At 72.1% G+C, this 18711-nt stretch carries 19 protein-coding genes; 16 read left to right on the top strand and 3 right to left on the bottom strand.

What is annotated here, in order from left to right; translation table 11 throughout:
- The first annotated feature begins 1 nt into the window (after window position 1).
- Genes C569_RS0119410 through C569_RS0119420 form a run of 3 tightly spaced genes read left to right on the top strand, consistent with a single transcriptional unit; the run spans window position 2 to window position 2485 of the window.
- Window positions 2-733 carry a sugar phosphate nucleotidyltransferase gene (locus C569_RS0119410; protein ID WP_018787433.1) on the top strand — a complete coding sequence of 244 codons (732 nt, stop codon included), beginning with the start codon at window positions 2-4 and terminating at the stop codon, window positions 731-733.
- Window positions 721-1788 carry an iron-containing alcohol dehydrogenase family protein gene (locus C569_RS0119415; protein ID WP_018787434.1) on the top strand — a complete coding sequence of 356 codons (1068 nt, stop codon included), beginning with the start codon at window positions 721-723 and terminating at the stop codon, window positions 1786-1788. The genes C569_RS0119410 and C569_RS0119415 overlap by 13 nt, the downstream gene beginning before the upstream one ends.
- Window positions 1763-2485, top strand: a complete 723-nt coding sequence (locus C569_RS0119420; RefSeq protein WP_018787435.1) for a CDP-alcohol phosphatidyltransferase family protein — start codon at window positions 1763-1765, stop codon at window positions 2483-2485. Before C569_RS0119415 ends, C569_RS0119420 begins: the two co-directional genes overlap by 26 nt.
- Window positions 2486-2497: 12 nt before the next feature.
- On the opposite strand, the gene C569_RS0119425 is transcribed toward C569_RS0119420, so the two are convergent.
- The 3 genes from C569_RS0119425 to C569_RS0119435 all read right to left on the bottom strand — a co-directional run bounded on the left by C569_RS0119425 (window position 2498) and on the right by C569_RS0119435 (window position 4487).
- Complete coding sequence (locus tag C569_RS0119425) at window positions 2498-2890, bottom strand: type II toxin-antitoxin system VapC family toxin (RefSeq protein WP_018787436.1); 393 nt, start codon at window positions 2888-2890, stop codon at window positions 2498-2500.
- Window positions 2887-3171 carry a type II toxin-antitoxin system Phd/YefM family antitoxin gene (locus C569_RS0119430; protein ID WP_026268372.1) on the bottom strand — a complete coding sequence of 95 codons (285 nt, stop codon included), beginning with the start codon at window positions 3169-3171 and terminating at the stop codon, window positions 2887-2889. The genes C569_RS0119425 and C569_RS0119430 overlap by 4 nt, the downstream gene beginning before the upstream one ends.
- Window positions 3172-3236: 65 nt before the next feature.
- Complete coding sequence (locus tag C569_RS0119435) at window positions 3237-4487, bottom strand: glycosyltransferase family 4 protein (protein ID WP_026268373.1); 1251 nt, start codon at window positions 4485-4487, stop codon at window positions 3237-3239.
- 24 nt (window positions 4488-4511) lie between these two features.
- Between C569_RS0119435 and C569_RS0119440 the strand changes: the two genes are divergently transcribed.
- The 13 genes from C569_RS0119440 to C569_RS0119500 all read left to right on the top strand — a co-directional run bounded on the left by C569_RS0119440 (window position 4512) and on the right by C569_RS0119500 (window position 18662).
- A complete protein-coding gene (locus tag C569_RS0119440) occupies window positions 4512-5372 on the top strand; it encodes an Fpg/Nei family DNA glycosylase (protein WP_026268374.1) in 861 nt (286 codons plus the stop codon).
- A 324-nt stretch (window positions 5373-5696) separates the two neighbouring features.
- A complete protein-coding gene (locus C569_RS0119445; RefSeq protein WP_018787440.1) occupies window positions 5697-7202 on the top strand; it encodes a sugar transferase in 1506 nt (501 codons plus the stop codon).
- A gap of 32 nt (window positions 7203-7234) precedes the next feature.
- A complete protein-coding gene (locus tag C569_RS0119450; protein ID WP_018787441.1) occupies window positions 7235-8458 on the top strand; it encodes a sensor histidine kinase in 1224 nt (407 codons plus the stop codon).
- Window positions 8455-9222: a LytTR family DNA-binding domain-containing protein gene (locus C569_RS0119455; protein WP_018787442.1), complete on the top strand. Its 768-nt coding sequence runs from the start codon at window positions 8455-8457 to the stop codon at window positions 9220-9222. The genes C569_RS0119450 and C569_RS0119455 overlap by 4 nt, the downstream gene beginning before the upstream one ends.
- 67 nt (window positions 9223-9289) lie before the next feature.
- Entirely contained in the window at window positions 9290-9952 is a 663-nt protein-coding gene (locus C569_RS0119460; RefSeq protein ID WP_231394837.1) for a DUF5701 family protein, read from the top strand.
- 256 nt (window positions 9953-10208) lie between these two features.
- On the top strand, window positions 10209-10559 hold the full coding sequence (locus tag C569_RS0119465) for a hypothetical protein (protein WP_051090505.1): 351 nt from the start codon (window positions 10209-10211) through the stop codon (window positions 10557-10559).
- Entirely contained in the window at window positions 10559-12199 is a 1641-nt protein-coding gene (locus tag C569_RS0119470; RefSeq protein ID WP_018787445.1) for a cation acetate symporter, read from the top strand. The genes C569_RS0119465 and C569_RS0119470 overlap by 1 nt, the downstream gene beginning before the upstream one ends.
- A gap of 137 nt (window positions 12200-12336) precedes the next feature.
- Window positions 12337-13101 carry an ABC transporter ATP-binding protein gene (locus C569_RS0119475; protein ID WP_018787446.1) on the top strand — a complete coding sequence of 255 codons (765 nt, stop codon included), beginning with the start codon at window positions 12337-12339 and terminating at the stop codon, window positions 13099-13101.
- Entirely contained in the window at window positions 13086-14774 is a 1689-nt protein-coding gene (locus C569_RS0119480; protein ID WP_018787447.1) for a hypothetical protein, read from the top strand. Before C569_RS0119475 ends, C569_RS0119480 begins: the two co-directional genes overlap by 16 nt.
- Window positions 14755-15426: a flavin reductase family protein gene (locus tag C569_RS0119485; protein ID WP_369753770.1), complete on the top strand. Its 672-nt coding sequence runs from the start codon at window positions 14755-14757 to the stop codon at window positions 15424-15426. The genes C569_RS0119480 and C569_RS0119485 overlap by 20 nt, the downstream gene beginning before the upstream one ends.
- Window positions 15427-15597: 171 nt before the next feature.
- Window positions 15598-15966, top strand: a complete 369-nt coding sequence (locus C569_RS0119490) for a DUF485 domain-containing protein (RefSeq protein WP_018787449.1) — start codon at window positions 15598-15600, stop codon at window positions 15964-15966.
- Window positions 15944-17617 (top strand): cation acetate symporter, encoded by a 1674-nt coding sequence (locus C569_RS0119495; protein WP_018787450.1) that lies wholly within the window; start codon window positions 15944-15946, stop codon window positions 17615-17617. The genes C569_RS0119490 and C569_RS0119495 overlap by 23 nt, the downstream gene beginning before the upstream one ends.
- 67 nt (window positions 17618-17684) lie before the next feature.
- Entirely contained in the window at window positions 17685-18662 is a 978-nt protein-coding gene (locus C569_RS0119500) for an NAD-dependent epimerase/dehydratase family protein (RefSeq protein ID WP_018787451.1), read from the top strand.
- The last annotated feature ends 49 nt before the right edge of the window (window positions 18663-18711 follow it).

An 18711-nucleotide genomic window follows, 5' to 3' on the forward strand; every position in this document is an offset into this window, starting at 1 on the left:
CATGATCGGGATGGTGCTCGCCGCAGGTGCGGGGCGCCGGCTGCGGCCGTACACCGACACCCTGCCCAAGGCCCTGGTGCCGGTCGACGGGGAAACCACCATCCTCGACATCGCGCTGCGCAACCTCGCCGAGGTGGGGCTGAACGAGGTCGTGATCGTGGTCGGCTACGCGGCTGACGCGGTCCGGCAACGCCAGGCCGCACTGGAGGAGAAGTACGGCGTCACGATCACCCTGGTCCACAACGACAAGGCCGAGGAGTGGAACAACGCGTACTCGCTCTGGCTGGCGCGGGAGCACTTCTCCCGTGGGGTGCTGCTCGTCAACGGCGACACCGTGCACCCGGTGAGTGTGGAGAAGACGCTGCTGGCCGCGCGCGGCCCAGGCATCCTGCTCGCCGTGGACACGCTCAAGCCGCTGGCCGAGGAGGAGATGAAGACCACCTTCGACGCCGCCGGCCAGCTCACCCGCATCACCAAGCTGATGGACCCGGGCGAGGCATACGGCGAGTACATCGGTGCGACGCTCATCGAGCCGCAGGTGGCCGCGCCGCTCGCCGACGCGCTGGAGGCGACCTGGCGGCGTGACCCGAACCTCTACTACGAGGACGGCTACCAGGAGTTCGCCGAGCGCGGGGGCGAGGTGCGGGCGGCCCCGATCGGTGACGTCTCCTGGGTCGAGGTCGACAACCACGCCGATCTGGCCCGGGCGCGGGAGATCGCGTGCCGCTACTAGCCCGCAGCGTCCTCACCCCGCTGCACATCGACGTGCGGCGGGGCGCGGTGGCCGACCTGGCGGCGATCCTCTCCGACGGGCGGATCTCCGCCGGTGGCGACGTCGCAGTGGTGGTCGGGCCGGGGCAGGGCGAACGGATCGCCGAGCTGATCCGGCCGTCGCTGCGCTCGGCGGACGTGTTCACGGTGGCCGGGGGCACGCTCGACGCCGCCGACGACCTGGGGGCGAAGCTGCGCTCCCGGTCGTACGACGCGGTGGTCGGCATCGGCGGCGGCAAGACGATCGACGTGGCCAAGTACGCGGCGACCCGGCGCGGCCTGCCGATGGTGTCGGTGGCGACCGCGCTGGCGAACGACGGCATCGCCTCGCCGGTGGCGAGTTTGATCACCGAGGGCCTGAAGGGCTCCTACGGCGTGCACATCCCGATCGCCGTGATCGTGGACCTGGACTTCGTGGAGGCCGGGCCGGAACGGCATAACCGGGCCGGCATCGGCGACGTGATCAGCAACATCAGCGCGCTGGCGGACTGGGAACTGGCCCGGCGGGTCCGCGGTGAGCGGGTCGACGGGCTGGCCGCCTCGCTGTCGCGGGCCGGCGCCGAGGCGGTGCTCAACCACCCGGGCGACATGAGCGACGACGGCTTCGTCACGGTGCTCGCCGACGCGCTGATCTCCAGTGGCCTGGCGATGGCGATCGAGGGCACCAGCCGGCCGTGCAGCGGCGGCTGCCACGAGGTCATGCACGCGGTCGACGCGCTGTTCCCCGGCACCGCCTCGCACGGCGAACTGGCCGGGCTCGGCGCGTTGTTCTGCACGTTCCTGCGCGGCGACGAGCGCCGGTTCGCCGAGATGGCGGCCTGCCTGACCCGGCACGGGCTGCCCCGCCTGCCGGCCGAGGTCGAGCTGACCGACGACCAGTTCGTGGAGGCGGTGCAGTTCGCGCCGGCCACCCGGCCGGACCGCTACACCATCCTCGAACACCTCGCGATGTCGGCTACCGAGACGCGGGAGCGGCTGGCAGACTACGCCGGTGCCCTCCGCGACCACGTTGGCTGAGCCCCGTCCCACCGTCGCCGACTTCCACCGGGTCAACCGGGGAGGCGGCCTGTTCAGCGAGTCGATCAGCCAGTGGATCGGGGCGGCCTTCGCGCTGGCCGCCCAGCGCCTGGGGCTGCGCCCGACCGCGCTGACGCTGGCCAATCTGGTGCTGGGGCTGGCCGCCTCGATCACCGTGGTGGCGCTCGCCGACGACGTCGCAGCCGGCACCGTACCGGCCTGGGTGGTCGGGCTGGTCGCGCTTGTGGCCTGGCAGATCGCGTACGCGCTGGACTGCGCCGACGGGCAGCTCGCCCGGGTGACCGGTCAGGGCAGCGCGGCCGGCGCCCGGATCGACGTGCTCTGCGACGTGGCCGCCCAGATCGCACTGGTGGCCGCCATCGGTGCGACAGCGGTGGCGCAGCGCCCGTCCACGCCGGTATGGCTGGTGGCGGTGTTCGCCGGCACCTGGATGGTCAACCTGGTGACGTCGGTGATGCAGTCCGGGCCGAACGCGGCGAGCATGGTCACCTCGACCTCGCTCCCGGTGCGCCTGGTCAAGCTGGTCCGCGACTACGGCGCGGTGATCTTCGTGGCCGGCCTGGTGCTGGCCTTCGCGCCCGCGCTGGCGTTCTGGCTGATGGCCGCGTTCACCGTGGTCAACGGCGGTTTCCTGCTGGCCAGCATCGCCTTCTCCGCCCGCGCCTCCCTGCGCTGAGGTGCGGGAGACCTAGTCGGTGCCGGGTGCCGCGACCGGCAAGCCCACCGAGACTGCGATGTCCGACATCCGCTTGTCGTATGTGACGAGCGTGTCGAGCGCATCACCGAGGGCCTGCGCACTCGCCACGTGTAGCGCGTCCAACGTCCGGATGCCGGCGGGCAGGGCAGCCGCCGAATCACGGACCTCCTCGGTCACCAGGATCTCGGTGAAGTTCCGTACCAGCATTTGCATGGCGTCCGGGTAGTCGCCGATCCGGTCGAGTGTGCGTACCGTCTCGACGAATCCGACTGAGCTGGTTCCCATCGGCATGCCGGCCCGGCTCGCCAGGAATTCCTGAAGGTCCGTGACGTAGGTACGGCCGGCGATCAGAGTGATCAGGGCGGACGAGTCGAGGTAGATCACCGCTCGTCGTCCTCGCGGTCGGCCAACAGCAGCTCAAGGGGCGACGCGTCGGGCGGCACGTCGTAGCGGGGAAGCCGGTCGAGGTCGCTCGTGGTGGTCGCCTTGAGGCGGATCACCCCTTTCGCCACCAGCGTCGCGTACCTGCCCAGCGTCCCCGAACCCGGCAGCAGCACGGCGATCACGCTGCCGTGCCGCGTGACCTCGATCGTCTCGCCCTGTTCCACGCGGGCGAACATGGCGCTGGGGTTGTAGGAGAACTCGCGCACGGACACGGTGCTCACCACGCACCTCCCTTGTGCCGACAACAGTCCGATTGTACTTACAAGCAGGCCTCGCCGACTGACACTCAGGTGAGCGAGGCGTAGATGTCGATCAGGCGCTTGGTGATCACGTCGGGGTGGAAGGTGCGCTCGTAGCGGGACCGGGCCGCACCGGCGAGCATCCCCGCCTCGGCCGCGGCCAGCGGCAGCGCGGCGGCCAGCGCGTCCACCTCGGGTGCCACCACCCAGCCGGCCTCGCCGCGCTGCACCCCGGTCGGCAACGCGACCCGCCCGTCGCCCGGCACGGCGGTGGCCACCTCGGCCGGGCCGGTGCCGGCGGGCTCACGCGGGCCGTCCGCGCCCACCAGGTACGGGATGCCGCCGAGCGCGGTCCCGAGCACCGGCCGCCCGGCCGCCAGTGCCTCGATGATCACGGTGGGCAGCACGTCGTGCCAGGTGGAGGTGGCCAGCACCACGGAGCTGTCGGCGAGCGCCGCGCGTACCCCGGAGCGGTCGAGCTGGCCCAGGTAGAACACGTCGGGCCGCTCGGCGGCGGCCGCCTCGGCGATCGGACGCAGCTCGCCGTCACCGGCGACGCGCAGCGGGCCGAGCGCACCCACCGGGTGCCGCCGCCACGCCGCGAGCAGCAAATCCAGGCCCTTCTCCGGGCTGAGTCGCCCCATGAAGAGGAAGCCGTTCCCGGCCGGCGCCGGGGTGCCGGGGTCGGGCACCGCGTTCGGCTTGACCACGATCCGCTCGTCCGGGATGCCGTAGTCGCGCAGATGATCAGCGACGGCCGTGGTCAGCGCGACGTACCGGTCCACCGACTTCCACGTGGGGCGGTGCACGGCGAGGGTCGTCGCCATCAGCGCGCTCTGCGCCCGGGAGTCGCGGTAGCAGCGGTGCACGATCGCCGGCACGCCGAACGCCCGGCCCCGGCAGTCCTGGCAGATCACACCGTCGCGGAAGTAGAGGCCCGAGGAGCAGACCTGCCGGTAGTTGTGCACCGTCTGCACCACCGGCACGCCGCGCCTGTGCGCGGTCCGCACCACCCAGGGCGAGAGCAGAGGGTACGGGTTGTGCAGGTGCAACACGTCCGGCCGGTGCTCGGTGAGCAGGCGGTCGAGGTCGTGCTGGGCCTTCGGCGCCCAGATCGGCGAGATCGGCAGCAGCGCCTTGGCCGGCTTGGACATCGACGGGATCTCGTCCGAGCTGCGCAGGAACGGCAGCACCTCCACACCGGCGGCGGTGAGCTGGGCGATCTCCGCGTCGACGATGGTGTTCTCGCCGGAGGGCTGGGCTTCCCGGTACCGGTTGTGCGCCACCACGATTCTCACGGGAAAGAAGGCTACCGTTGGACGATGCCCGAACTTCCGGAGGTGGAAGCGCTCGCCGGTTACCTGCGCGAGCGTGCGGTGGGCCGCCGCGTCGAGCGGTTCGAGGTCGCCGCGATCAGCGCGCTGAAGACGTACGACCCGCCGCCGAGCGCGGTCGCCGGCCGTACGGTCACCGGCGCCGGCCGGTACGGCAAGTTCCTGGACGTCCGGTTCGACGAGGGACTGCACCTGGTGGTCCACCTGGCCCGGGCGGGCTGGCTGCACTACCGGGAGGCGTTCCCGACGGCGACCCCGCTACGGCCCGGCAAGGGCCCGATCGCGGTGCGGGTACGCCTCGACGACGGCTCCGGCTTCGACCTGACCGAGGCCGGCACCCAGAAGAAACTGGCCGCCTACCTGGTCACCGATCCGGCGCAGGTGCCGGGCGTGGCGAAACTCGGGCCGGACGCGCTGGAGGCGGACCTGCCGACCTTCGCCGAGCGGCTGCGCAGCCGCCGGGGTCAGGTGAAGGGTGTGCTGACCGACCAGTCGGTGCTGGCCGGGGTGGGGAACGCGTACTCGGACGAGATCCTGCACGCGGCGCGGCTGTCACCGTTCGCGATCACCGACCGGCTGACCGACGACCAGCTCGCCGGTCTGCACGCGGCGACGCGCGCGGTCCTCGGCGACGCGGTGAGCCGGTCGACGGGGCAGCGGGCCGCGGAGCTGAAGGGCGAGAAGCGTTCGGGCCTCAAGGTACACGCCCGGAAAGGCATGCCGTGTCCGGTCTGCGGCGACACCGTGCGGGAGGTCTCGTTCGCCGATTCGAGCCTCCAGTACTGCCCCACCTGTCAGACCGGCGGCAAGCCGCTGGCTGACCGAAGGTTGTCCCGCCTCGTACGGTGAGTAACCGGATTCGCCGGTTACCGAGTGGAATCGACCCGCGATCACCGAAGGTCCGGTCCGCCCCTCTACCCGAGCCGTCATCCATCGGTATAGTGGCTCGGTCCCCGGCTTCACAACTGATTCGGAGCCGGCCAGATCTCACCGAGTACCAACGGAACGGCTTCCTCGCGGGGGCCGGTCCGGGCCGGACCCGCGTGGGAGACTGGGACGGTGAGCGACCCGGGTCCTCACGGCGAGTGAGGGCGCGGGTCATGCGGGAGGACATGGGTTGAGGTGACGACAAGCCTCCAGCGCCCGGTAACCGACAGAGGCCGGAGCAAGAGCGTGCGGCACGTCGACAGCTTTGAGATCCAGCCGCCGACTCCGCCGTCGCACAACGGCGTACCCCGGTTGGCGTGGGCCCGCGCGCGGCGCCGGGTGTCCCGGTGGCACCGGCCCTACATCGCATTCCTGCTGCTGCTCGACTTCGGCGCGGCCGCCCTGGCCAGCTTCCTGGCCGTGCAGATCTTCGAGCAGGCCGCCTCCGGCTTCCGGGACGCGCCCGAGGCGTGGTTCTACACAGTGGCGTTCGCGCTCCTGCCGCTCGGCTGGGTGCTCATCCTCTGGGGCAACCGGGCCTACGACCGGCGCTACCTGGGCCTCGGCCCGGACGAGTTCAAGCGGGTGATCCGCGGCGGCGTCGCGGTCGCCGCGACGGTCTCGTTCCTGGCCTTCGCCACGAAGACCACCCTGTCCCGATGGACGGTCGGATTCGCGCTGCTCGGCGCGCTGCTGCTGATCCTGCTCGGCCGCATGATCGCCCGGGCCTGCCTGCACGCGCTCCGCCGCCGCGCCGGCCACGCCGGACACCGGATGGTGCTCGTCGGCACGCTGCCGGAGTGCCTGGAGGTCTTCACCACTGTCACCCGGAACCCGTCCGTCGGCCTCGTGCCGGTGGCCATCCACCTCACCGACGGGTACGCCGCCGCGCGCGGCCTGGAGACCCCGGTGCCGGTGTACGCGGGCCGGGACGTGCTGGCCCTGGTGCGTGAGGTCGGCGGCGACACGATCGCGGTCTGCGGCTCGGCCAGCGCCGAGCCGGGCGAGCTGCGCCGGCTGGCCTGGCAGCTTGAGGGCTCCGGCGTCGACCTGGTGGTCGCGCCCCAGCTCACCGACATCGCCGGCCCCCGGGTGCACATCCGCCCGATCGAGGGCCTTCCGCTGCTGCACGTCGAGGAGCCGACCCTGTCCGGGCCGGCGCTGCTGGCCAAGAACCTGATGGACCGGGTCGCCGCCGGGCTGGGCCTGCTGCTGCTGGTCCCGCTCTTCCTCGCCGTCGCCGTCGCCATCCGGATCTCCGACCGCGGGCCGGTCTTCTTCCGCCAGCCCCGAGTGGGCCACGAGGGGCGGACGTTCCGGGTCTGGAAGTTCCGGACCATGTACGTCGACGCCGAGGAGCGGCTGGCCGGCCTGGTCGACCAGAACGAGACCGACGGCATGCTGTTCAAGATGAAGCAGGACCCCCGGGTCTTCCCGGTGGGCCGCTTCCTGCGTGCCACGTCGCTGGACGAGCTGCCCCAGCTGATCAACGTGCTCTGGGGTGAGATGTCGCTCGTCGGCCCGCGCCCGCTGCCCGCCGACGACGGCGACTTCCTCGGCGACGTGCGGCGCCGGCTGCTCGTCCGGCCGGGCATGACCGGTCTGTGGCAGGTCTCCGGCCGCTCCGACCTGTCCTGGGACGAGGCGGTCCGGCTCGATCTCTACTACGTCGACAACTGGTCGCTGGCGTACGACCTGAGCATCCTGTGGCGGACCGTGGGCGTGGTACTGGCCCGCAAGGGCGCGTACTAGCGCTACCGGCCGGCACCCGGCAGGATCGCTGCGTGGGTGGCAACCTCTCCGCCGTCTTCGCCGTCGTCTCGCTGGTCACCGCACTGGCCGCGGCGCTCTGGGCGGTGCTGCGGCTGCGCGGCCGGCGGGGCATCGCCACCGCCACGCAGCGGGCCACGTACGAGGTGCTGCACACCGCGGGGCTCGCCGCCGAGCCGCTGCGCGCCGGCCTGACCGCGGCGGACGCGGCGAAGGCCGTACGCCATCTGCGGGCCCTGGTGGGCGCGGCCGGGCTGGCGCTGACGGACCGGAACGCGTTGCTCGCGGTCGACGGGCAGGGCGCGCACCACGGCGACCAGCTGGTCGCGGCGGCCCGGCGGGCGGCCGAGGCCGGGCGCTCCACGGTGCTGGGCGAGTCGGACCTGCGCTGCGATCTGGTCGACTGCCCGGTCCGCGGCGCGGTGGTGGCGCCGCTACGCGCCGACGGGCGGGTGGTCGGGGCGCTGGTGGCGGTGGCCGACGAACGCCCGGCTCCGGGTCTGGTGCAGGCGACCCTGGAGACCGCGCACTGGGCGGGTGACCAGCTCGCGCTGGCCGAGCTGGAGTCGTCGCGGGAGCGGCTGGCGCGGGCCGAGGTACGCGCGTTGCGCGCCCAGATCAGCCCGCACTTCATCTACAACGCGCTCACCGCCATCGGTTCGTTCGTGCGCACCGACCCGGAGCGGGCGCGGGAGCTGATCCTGGAGTTCGCCGAATTCACCCGGTACTCGTTCCGGGCGCACGGCGAGTTCACCACGCTCGCCGAGGAGCTGCGCTCGATCGACCGCTACCTGACCATCGAGCGGGCGCGCTTCGGTGAGCGGCTCCAGGTGCACCTTCAGATCGCGCCGGAGGTGCTGCCGGTGACGCTGCCGTTCCTCTGCCTCCAGCCGCTCGTGGAGAACGCGGTACGTCACGGGTTGTCCCGCAAGCCGGGCACCGGCATGGTGAGCATCGAGGCCCGGGACGCGGGCGCGGAGTGCCACATCACGGTGGAGGACGACGGGGTGGGAATGGATCCGACGACGCTCACCGCCGGCATCGCCGAGGTGTCCGGCGCGGCCGGCGACCCGGCCGACGACCCGGGGCAGCACGTCGGCCTCTCGAACGTGGACGAACGGCTCCGGTCGGTCTTCGGGGACGGTTTCGGCCTGGTCGTGGAGACCGGCCTGGGTTCGGGTACGAAGGTCAGCATGCGCGTGCCGAAGTTCCACCCGGGCGTCCGGGCGTCGTCGTGACCGTCACCGGCACCGGTTTCCTCCGGGTGCTGGCGGTGGACGACGAGCCGCCCGCGCTCGACGAGCTGGCGTACCACCTGCGCGCCGATCCCCGGGTGGCCCGGCTGCACACGGCCGGGGACGCGACCGAGGCGCTGCGCGTGCTGCGCGACGACGACGTCGACGTGGTGTTCCTCGACATCCGGATGCCCGGGCTGGACGGCATGGAGCTGGCCCGGGTGCTGCGCCGGTTCGCCCGGCCGCCGGCGATCGTGTTCGTCACCGCGTACGACGACGGCGCGGTGGACGCGTTCGACCTGGGCGCCACCGACTACGTGCGCAAGCCGGTACGCGCCGAGCGGCTGGCCGAGTCGCTGCGCCGGGTGATCGGCTCCCGGGTGGTGCCGTCGCATCCGGCCGCGCTGGCCCGGTCGGAGGAGGATCCGACCATCCCGATCGAGCTGGCCGGCACCACCCGGATGCTGCCCCGCTCGGCGGTGCGGTGGGTGGAGGCGCAGGGCGACTACGCGCGGCTGCACACGGCGGAGGGGTCGCACCTGGTCCGGGTCTCGCTGGCGACGCTGGCCGAGCGCTGGGCGGACGCCGGGTTCGTCCGGATCCACCGCTCCTATCTGGTTCAGCTGCGGCTCATCGCCGAGCTGCGGCTGGTCAACTCCGGCTACGTGGTGGTGATCGACGAATCCGAGCTGCCGGTGAGTCGCCGGCACACCCGGGAGCTGAAGGACAAGCTGGTCCGCGCCGCGAAACAGGACTGGAGCCGCTGAGGAACGGGGGCGTCGGGAGCACTGACGTACGATGTACGGCAGACCGTACGACAGGGTGGAGGACCGCATGTCCGACGACCGCTTCGACGCCGCTACCGAATTCGACCGCCAGCTCGACCGCCTCGTGCAGCTCGGGTACCCGGCACCGGCCGGGCAGACCGAGAATGAGTTCCGGGCGCTGCTCACCCCGCTGCGCGACGCGGCGGTGACCGGCTCCGCCGGGTCGGCCGGTCCCACCGACGCCCGGGTGCCGTTCCTGCTGGTAACCACGCGGGAACTGGTGCCGGTGCCGGAACGGATCGCGCTCACCACGCTCGCCGGCAAGCGCAAGACCGGCGTCCTCGACCGGAACTTCCCCGCCGACGACCTGCCCACCTTCCACCCGATCAAGGAGCTGGAGGTGCCGCCCGGGCCCGCGTACCTGCTCTTCGACGTGGACCGGGGCGAGGAGTACCGCAACGTGCCGCCGTCGGCCGCGCTCGAGGACATGACCACGAAGGACCGCCTGCCGATCACCATCGACGAAGGGCTGGCGTTCGTCACGCTGCACCCACAGGCGCTCGCGAGCAACAGGTGCTTCTCGCTCGTGGGGTCGCGCTGCGGCGACCGGCGGGTGCCCGCGCTGTGGATCAGCCAGGGTGCGCCGAAGCTCGGGTGGTGCTGGTTCGGCAACCCGCACACCTGGCTCGGCTCGGCGACCGCGAATCCGGTACGGGTGGGGCTGAGCTGACGCTGTCCACAACGACTCCACGCCATCCACCGGGTTATCCACAACCGTGAAGCGTTATCCACAGGTTGTGCACAGGGCTCGGAACCGTGCTCTTGACAATCCCGCTCAGCGGGCGAGACTGCCGGGGGTGACCGGAGCCGCGGAACAGCAACCGTCGGGGCGGCCCGCCGAGGCCGCCCCGGTTCCCGGCCCGCGCGCCTCCACACCGGCCGGCGAGCCGGAAAGCGGACCGGCCACCGCGCCGAAGCGGACCCGGATCGTGCTGGCCGAGGTCTCCCGGACGGGCGACCCGGCCGACCGCACCCGGTCCGAGCTGACCCAGCAGACCCCGGTCGGCGAGACGCTCGTACAGGGTCTGATGCGCGCCCAGCTCTCCCTCGCCCTGCGGCTCAGCCTGCTGGTGCTGATCGGGCTCGGCGGCCTGCCCTGGCTGTTCGCCATCGCGCCCGCCGTCGGCCGGGTCACGGTGCTCGGGGTCAACCTGCCGTGGCTGCTGCTCGGTGTCGTGTCCTTCCCGTTCCTGATCGTGGTCGGCTGGGCGTACGTGCGGCTGGCCGAACGCAACGAGCAGGACTTCGTCGACCTGATCCGACGGCCGGAACGCTGATGTCCAACGGCTACGTGGTCCCGGCGATCGTCGCCGTCACCCTGGTCACCGTCGGCATCGGCTTCTACGGGCTGCGGCTGGCGCGGACCACCTCGGACTTCCTGGTCGCGTCCCGCGCCGTCAGCCCGACCTGGAACGCCGCCGCGATCGGCGGGGAGTACCTGTCGGCGGCGAGCTTCCTCGGCGTCGCCGGGCTGATCCTCAAGTACGGCGTGGACGTGCTCTGGTACCCGGTCGGCTTCGCCGCCGGATACCTCGCGCTGCTGCTGTTCGTGGCCGCGCCGCTGCGCCGCTCCGGCGCGTTCACACTGCCCGACTTCTGCGAGGTACGGCTCGGCTCCCGCCGGCTGCGCACGCTCGCCACCGTCTTCGTGATCTTCATCGGCTGGCTCTATCTGGTGCCGCAGTTGCAGGGCGCCGGGCTGACGCTGGCCACGCTCACCGGCTCGCCGTACCCGCTCGGGGCGCTGCTCGTCGCCGTGGTGGTCACCGCGAACGTGGCGCTGGGCGGCATGCGGGCGATCACCTTCGTGCAGGCGTTCCAGTACTGGCTGAAGCTCACCGCACTCGCCGTACCCGCGATCTTCCTGGCGTTGCAGTGGCAGGCCGACGCCCGCCCGGCGGTGACTCCGCCCGACGGGCCGACGTTCCGGACCGCGACCACAGTGGTGGTCGAGCACCGCGCGACGCTCACCCTGCCCGACGGCGACATCCGGGAGGTACGCCCCGGCGACCGCCTGGAGTTCGCCGCCGGTGACCCGGTGCCGGAGGTGTCCGGCGCGGCTACCGGCGCCACCGAATGGCTGCTGCCGGACACCGCGGGCGAGGACGACCGGGGACTGTTCGCCACGTACTCGCTGATCCTGGCCACGTTCCTCGGCACGATGGGCCTGCCGCACGTGCTGGTCCGCTTCTACACCAACCCCGACGGCGCCGCCGCCCGCCGCACCACGCTGGTGGTGCTGGCGCTCGTCGGCGTCTTCTACCTGCTGCCCACCGTCTACGGCGTGCTGGGCCGCATCTACACCCCGCAACTGCTGGTGAGCGGCCAGACCGACGCGGTGGTGGTGCTGCTGCCCGGGGCGGCGCTCGGTGACGGCACGACCGGCCGGCTGCTGGCCGCGCTCGTCGCGGCCGGGGCGTTCGCGGCGTTCCTGTCCACCTCGTCCGGCCTGCTCACGAGCGTCGCCGGGGTGATCTCCACGGACGTGCTGGGACGCGGCTCGGTGCGCGGCTTCCGGATCGCCACGGTGATCGCCGGCGCGGTGCCGGCGGTACTCGCCCTGAACGTCTCCGGGCTGGACGTGTCGCAGGTGGTGGGGCTCGCGTTCGCGGTGGCCGCGTCCAGCTTCTGCCCGCTGCTGGTGCTCGGCATCTGGTGGCGCGGCCTGACCGACCTGGGCGCCGCCGCCGGGGTGCTGGTCGGCGGCGGCGCGGCGGTCGGTGCGGTGCTGCTCACCGTGCTCGGCCCGCCGCTGAGCGGGTGGCCGGCGACGCTCACCACCCAGCCGGCCGCGTGGACGGTGCCGCTGGCGTTCACCGTCATGGTGGTGGTGTCGATGGCGAGCCGGCGGCGGCTGCCCCGCGACGTCGGCGCGACAATGCTCCGCCTGCACACCCCGGAGTCGCTCCGCTTGTAAGGAAGGGCCCCCTCTTAACGCCTGCGGTAGAGCAGGGGCCCCCGCTTAACACTTCGGCGTGGTCCGCCTCGCCGGCGGACGGGAACACCGTCCTCCGGCGGGAGCGGGCGCTGGCCGGAGCCCGATACGGTCGGACCATGACCGACCAGCACCCGGCGCTCTCCCTCCGTGGCTTGGCCAAGCGCTTCGACACCAAGGTCGCGGTGGCGGGCGTCGACCTCGCCGTGCCGACCGGCTCGTTCTACGGCCTCCTCGGCCCGAACGGGGCCGGCAAGACCACCACCCTCTCCATGGCCGTCGGCCTGCTGCGGCCCGACGCCGGTGAGGCTCGGGTGCTCGGGTACGACGTCTGGGCGGACCCGGTCCGCGCCAAGAGCCTGCTCGGCGTGATGCCGGACGGCGTACGCCTCTTCGACCGGCTGAGCGGGGCGGAGCTGCTGGCGTACCACGGTCTGCTGCGCGGCATGGACCCGGCGGTGGTCGACCAGCGCGCGGCGGAGCTGCTCGACGTGCTGGCGCTCGCCGACGCCGGCCGCACGCTCGTGGTCGACTACTCGGCGGGCATGAAGAAGAAGATCGGGCTGGCCTGCGCGCTGCTGCACGGCCCGCGCCTGCTGGTGCTGGACGAGCCGTTCGAGGCGGTCGACCCGGTCTCGGCGGCGCTGATCCGCGACATCCTGCACCGGTACGTCGGCGGCGGCGGCACGGTGATCTTCTCCAGCCACGTGATGGAGGTGGTCGAGCGGCTCTGCTCCCACGTGGCGATCCTGGCCGAGGGCCGGATCAAGCGGGTCGGCACGCTGGCTGAGGTGCGCGGCGACCGGTCGCTGGAGGACGTCTTCGTCGAGGTGGTCGGCGGCCGTACCGCGACCGGCGAGGAGTTGTCGTGGCTGTCCCGGTGACCGTCCCCGAGCGTCCGGCCCGGCGCGTGTCGGCCTGGCACTTCGTCCGGCTGAAGCTGCGGGTGCTCGGCAACAACTTCCGGGGCCAGACCTGGCGGGTCGCGCTGTTCGTCCTCGGTGTGCTGTTCGGGCTCTGGTTCGCCGCCGTCGGGTTCTTCCTGCTCGCCGTGCCGGGGCTGGCCGGGGAGTCGCGGTACGCGCTGATGATCGCCGCCTTCGGCGGGGGCCTGCTGACGCTCGGCTGGCTGCTCCTGCCGCTCGTCTTCTTCGGCGTGGACGAGACGCTCGACCCGGCCCGGTTCGCGTTGCTGCCGTTGTCCCGCCGCACCCTGGTCACCGGTCTGCTCGCTGCCGCCCTGGTCAGCGTGCCGGCCCTGGCGACGGCGATCACGGCGGCCGGGCTGGTGGTCACCGCGGGCGTACTCGGTGGATGGGCGGCCGCCCTGGTCGGCGCACTCGGCGTGGTCCTCGGGCTGCTCGTCTGCCTGGCCGGCGCCCGCGCGCTCACCAGCGCGTTCGCGGCGATGCTGCGGTCCCGCCGGGTACGCGACCTGGCCGCCGTGCTGCTCGCGGTGCTGGCCGCGCTGCTCGGCCCGCTGCAGTTGCTGGTGCTCGCCGCGGTACGGCAGACCGACTGGGATCGGCTGGACGGCGTGGCCCGGGTGGTCGGCTGGACGCCGTTCGGCGCACCGTGGACCGCCGGTGTCGACGTGGCCGAGGGCCGGGCCGGCGCCGCGGTGGTGAAGCTGCTGATCGCGGTCGCGACGCTCGGCGTACTCCTGTTCTGGTGGTCGCGGTCGCTGGAGTCGGCGATGGTGGGCACCGCGAGCAGCGGCCCCGCGCGGACGCCGCGCGGGGTGGCCGGCGGCGCGGTCGCGCAGCTCTTCCCCCGCGCGGTGGGCTGGGCCCGGCGGGACCGGTTCGGCGCGCTCGTCGCCCGCGAGTGCCGCTACTGGTGGCGGGACGCCCGGCGACGGGCCAACCTGATCACCGTCGCCGTGGTCGGTGTGTTCGTACCGGTGATGGTGAACCTCGGCGGCTTCTCGTTCAGCACCGAGGGCGGGGCGGCGTTCGGCGGCGCCGACTCGTCGCCGGCCCTGGTGAGCCTCAGCATGATCTTCGTCGGCGCGCTCGCGGCGGTGACGCTCGCCAACCAGTTCGGCTTCGACGGCAGCTCGTACGCCGCGAACCTGATCGCCGGTGTGCCCGGGCGGGTGGAGCTACGGGCCCGGATGGCCGCGTTCTCGATCTACGTCGTGCCGATGCTCCTCGTGATAGCGGTCGCGCTGGCCGTCGTCCTCGGCCGGCCCGAATGGCTCGGCGTCATGGGTGGCGCGTTGTTCGCCGCGTACGGCTGCGGGCTGGCGATCAACGCGCTCGTGTCGGTGCTCGGCGCCTACTCGCTGCCCGAGTCGAGCAACCCGTTCGCCCTGAACAGCGGCGCGGGATTCACCAAGGGCCTGCTCACCCTGGTCTCCATGGTCGGCTCGGCGGTGGTGGCGGTGCCGTTCGTGGTGGGCGCCGCACTGCTCGGCGACGTGTGGCTCTGGCTGGCGCTGCCGGTCGGCCTGGCGTACGGCGGGGGCGCGGCGCTGCTGGGCGCGTACATGGCGGGGGACACGCTCGACCACCGGCAGCCGGAGCTGCTGGCTGATGTCACGCCGAGGCGCTGATGCCTGTCGGCCGGGGCGTGCGCACGTACACCCGCTCTGCCGCGTCACCGCGTGGCAGTGGTGGAACCGCCGGCGCCGTGGGCGTTCCGCCGAGCCTCGCCCGGTCGCGGGCGGCACAATGTTTCACGTGAATCCAGACCCGGGCGCGCAGATCCACTCCACCGACCCGTTCGCGGCGCCGGCCGCGCAACGCTCGCCGGTACGCCGGCTGCGCGGACGGCTGGCCGCGCCGGTGACGCTGTGGACCGCGCCCGGCCCGGCCGGGCTGACCGTCTCCTCCACGCTCGTGGCCGAGGGCGAGCCGGACCGGCTGCTCGGCCTGGTCGATCCGGAGTCGGACCTGTGGGCGGCGGTCGAGGAGGCGGGACGGTTCGCGGTGGCCCCGCTGGGCCCGCAGCACCGGCAGCTCGCCGACCGCTTCGCGGGCCTGTTCCCGTCGCCCGGCGGCCTGTTCGCGCTCGACGCCTGGACCGAGACGCCGTACGGCCCGGTGCCCGCCGACGCCGGCGGGTGGGCGGGCTGCCGCCTGGACACCGCCCGTGAGTACGGCTGGGGTCTGCTGGTCGAGGCCACCATCGAGTCGGTGGACCTCCCCCGGGACACGTCCCCGTTGCTGCACTACCGGGGCCGCTACCACGACCTCCCCGCCTGACCCCTCGCTCCGGCGGCGACCGGTTAGCGGAGTGACGTGGGTCACTGGGCGCAGTGGGGGTGCCGTTCGGCGCAGCCGTTCGCCGCCCGGCGGCGGAGCCTTCCCGGGCCGGGAGCGCGCTCTCTACCGTGCGCGAAACTCCCCCACGCCTGCGAAGGTGGTGATCCACAGATGTCCACGGACACTCCCGCGTCCGCACCCGCCGAGTCGGCGGCGGAACGGTACCTCGCCGTCCAGCGGTCGGACGAGTTCGCCGGGTTGCGTCGCGCGCTACGCGGCTTCGTCTTCCCGATGACCGTCGCGTTCTTCCTGTGGTACGCGCTCTACGTCATCCTCTCCGCGTACGCGCGGGGATTCATGGGCACGAAGCTGATCGGCAACATCAACGTCGCCCTGGTCTTCGGCCTGCTCCAGTTCGTCTCCACATTCGTCATCGCCTGGCTCTACTCGCGGTTCGCCAACCGACGGATCGACCCGGTCGCCGACCGGATCCGCGACGAGATCGGGGAGGTGACCCATGAACACGGTCCTCGCGGCTGAGGCGGGCAGCACCACCGCCCGGAACCTCACCATCACGCTGTTCCTGGTCTTCGTGGCGATCACGCTGGCGATCACCGTCTGGGCCAGCCGGCAGACCAAGACCGCCACCGACTTCTACGCCGGCGGCCGGTCGTTCTCCGGTTTCCAGAACGGCATGGCGATCGGCGGCGACTACATGTCGGCGGCGTCCTTCCTGGGCATCGCCGGCATCATCGCGCTCTACGGCTACGACGGCTTCCTCTACTCGATCGGCTTCCTGGTCGCCTGGCTGGTGGCGCTGCTGCTCGTGGCCGAGTTGCTGCGTAACTCCGGCCGGTACACGATGGCGGACGTCCTGGCGTTCCGGATGCGGCAGCGGCCGGTGCGGACCGCGGCGGCGGTCTCCACCATCACGGTGTCGATCTTCTACCTGCTGGCCCAGATGGTCGGTGCCGGCGCGCTCGTCGCCCTGCTGCTGGGCATCAAGCCGGGAACCACTTTCCTCGGCATGGACGCCGACACCGCCAAGGTCGCCACCATCATCCTGGTCGGCGCTCTGATGGTCATCTACGTGACGGTCGGCGGCATGAAGGGCACCACCTACGTCCAGATCGTCAAGGCGTTCCTGCTGATGGGCGGCGCGCTGGCGATGACGCTGCTGGTGCTCGCCAAGTACAAGTTCAACCTCTCCTCACTGCTCGGTGACGCGGCCAGCGCCTCGGGCAAGGGGGCGGCGTTCCTGGAACCCGGGCTGCGCTACGGCGTGGAGACACCCGGCGACGCGCTGAAGACGTTCTACAGCAAGATGGACCTGCTCTCGCTGGGCATCGCGCTGGTCCTCGGTACGGCCGGCCTGCCGCACATCCTGATCCGCTTCTACACCGTGCCGACCGCGCGGGCGGCCCGTAAGAGCGTGCTCTGGGCGATCGGCATCATCGGCACGTTCTACCTGCTCACCCTGGCGCTCGGCTTCGGCGCGGCGGCGATCGTCGGCGGCCAGGCGATCACCGAGCAGGACAAGGCGGGCAACACAGCGGCACCACAGCTCGCCGAGGCGCTGGGGGTGGACTTCCTCGGCGGGGACCTGGGCGGCGCGACACTGCTGGCGATCATCGCGGCGGTCGCCTTCGCCACGATCCTCGCGGTGGTCGCCGGGCTCACCCTGGCGTCGTCGTCCAGCCTGGCGCACGACTTCTACGCCAACGTGATGAAGAACGGGCAGGCGTCGGAGCGGCAGGAGGTGAACGTCGCCCGGATCTCCGCGCTGGTGATCGGCGCGGTCTCCATCGTCCTGTCGATCTACGCGCAGAACCTGAACGTGGCGTTTCTGGTCGCGCTGGCGTTCGCGGTCGCCGCCTCGGGCAACCTGCCGGCGATCCTCTACAGCCTGTTCTGGAAGCGGTTCAACACCTCGGGCGCGGTCTGGGCGATCTACGGCGGCCTGCTCGCCGCCGTGGTGCTCGTCTTCTTCTCCCCGGTGGTCTCCGGCGCACCGACGGCGATGTTCCCCGACCACGACTGGCAGTGGTTCCCGCTGTCCAACCCGGGCATCATCTCGATCCCGTTCGGTTTCCTGTGCGGCTGGCTCGGCACGATCCTGTCCAAGGAGAGCGACGAGGAGAAGTACGCGGAGCTGGAGGTGCGCTCGCTCACCGGAGCCGGCGCGCACTGATCACCACGGTCGAGCGGGGCCCCTGCCTTACGCGGGGGCCCCGCCTCGCGTGTATAGGCTGACCGCCATGAAGGTCGCTCCCCGCTTCGGTACCGGACACCGCATCCTCGTCACCGGCGGAGCCGGTTTCGTTCCGTCCCACCTGGTCGACCGGCTCGTCGAGCGCGGCTGCGACGTCGTGGTGCTGGACAACTTCGTCACCGGGTCCAAGGACAACGTGGCCCACCTGCTGGACAGGCCGACCTTCACGCTCGTCGAGGCGGACATCTCCGACGGCCTGCCGCAGCACCCGGCGATGGCCGAGCGGTTCGACGCGATCCTGCACATGGCGTCCCCGGCCAGCCCCACCGACTTCGAGAAGCTGCCGGTGGAGATCCTCCGGGTCGGCTCGGTGGCCACTCTGGCGCTGTTGGAGCGGGCCACCGACGACGGTGCCCGGTTCCTGATGGCCTCCACCTCCGAGGCGTACGGCGACCCGAAGGAGCACCCGCAGCGCGAGACGTACTGGGGCAACGTCAACCCGATCGGCATCCGGAGCGTCTACGACGAGGCGAAGCGCTTCTCCGAGGCGGCCACCATGGCCTACCACCGGAGCCGGGGCACCGACACCGCGATCGTGCGGATCTTCAACACGTACGGTCCGCGGATGCGCCCGGACGACGGCCGGGCCATCCCGACGTTCATCTCCCAGGCGCTGCGCGGCGAGCCGATCACGGTGCACGGCACCGGCAACCAGACCCGCTCGATCTGTTACGTCGACGACCTGGTACGCGGCATCCTGCTGCTGCTCGACTCGACGGAGACCGGGCCGATCAACTGCGGCACCGAGCACGAGATGTCGATGCGGCAACTGGCCGAGACGATCGTGTCACTCACCGGAAGCGCGTCCGAGGTGAGCTACATCACTCGCGCCTCGGACGACCCGGAGATGCGCCGCCCGGACCTGACCCTCGCCCGCGAACTGCTCGGATACGTGCCGAGCGTCACGCCCGACGACGGCCTCCGGCGCACGATCGAGTATTTCCGCGGGCGGCTCGGGTACTGAACCGGACGGGGACGCGGCTGACATCGGCGCGCGTACGAGGGCGTCGGTG

The organism is Micromonospora sp. CNB394 (genome assembly GCF_000374985.1).
In the GTDB taxonomy this organism is placed as follows: domain Bacteria; phylum Actinomycetota; class Actinomycetes; order Mycobacteriales; family Micromonosporaceae; genus Micromonospora; species Micromonospora marina.

Coding starts and splice junctions, on each gene's coding strand:
- C569_RS0119490 (WP_018787449.1), top strand. CDS start 15,598: ATGTCCACGGACACTCCCGCGTCCGCACCCGCCGAGTCGGCGGCGGAA.
- C569_RS0119495 (WP_018787450.1), top strand. CDS start 15,944: ATGAACACGGTCCTCGCGGCTGAGGCGGGCAGCACCACCGCCCGGAAC.
- C569_RS0119475 (WP_018787446.1), top strand. CDS start 12,337: ATGACCGACCAGCACCCGGCGCTCTCCCTCCGTGGCTTGGCCAAGCGC.
- C569_RS0119460 (WP_231394837.1), top strand. CDS start 9,290: ATGTCCGACGACCGCTTCGACGCCGCTACCGAATTCGACCGCCAGCTC.
- C569_RS0119500 (WP_018787451.1), top strand. CDS start 17,685: ATGAAGGTCGCTCCCCGCTTCGGTACCGGACACCGCATCCTCGTCACC.
- C569_RS0119485 (WP_369753770.1), top strand. CDS start 14,755: ATGTCACGCCGAGGCGCTGATGCCTGTCGGCCGGGGCGTGCGCACGTA.
- C569_RS0119470 (WP_018787445.1), top strand. CDS start 10,559: ATGTCCAACGGCTACGTGGTCCCGGCGATCGTCGCCGTCACCCTGGTC.
- C569_RS0119440 (WP_026268374.1), top strand. CDS start 4,512: ATGCCCGAACTTCCGGAGGTGGAAGCGCTCGCCGGTTACCTGCGCGAG.
- C569_RS0119410 (WP_018787433.1), top strand. CDS start 2: ATGATCGGGATGGTGCTCGCCGCAGGTGCGGGGCGCCGGCTGCGGCCG.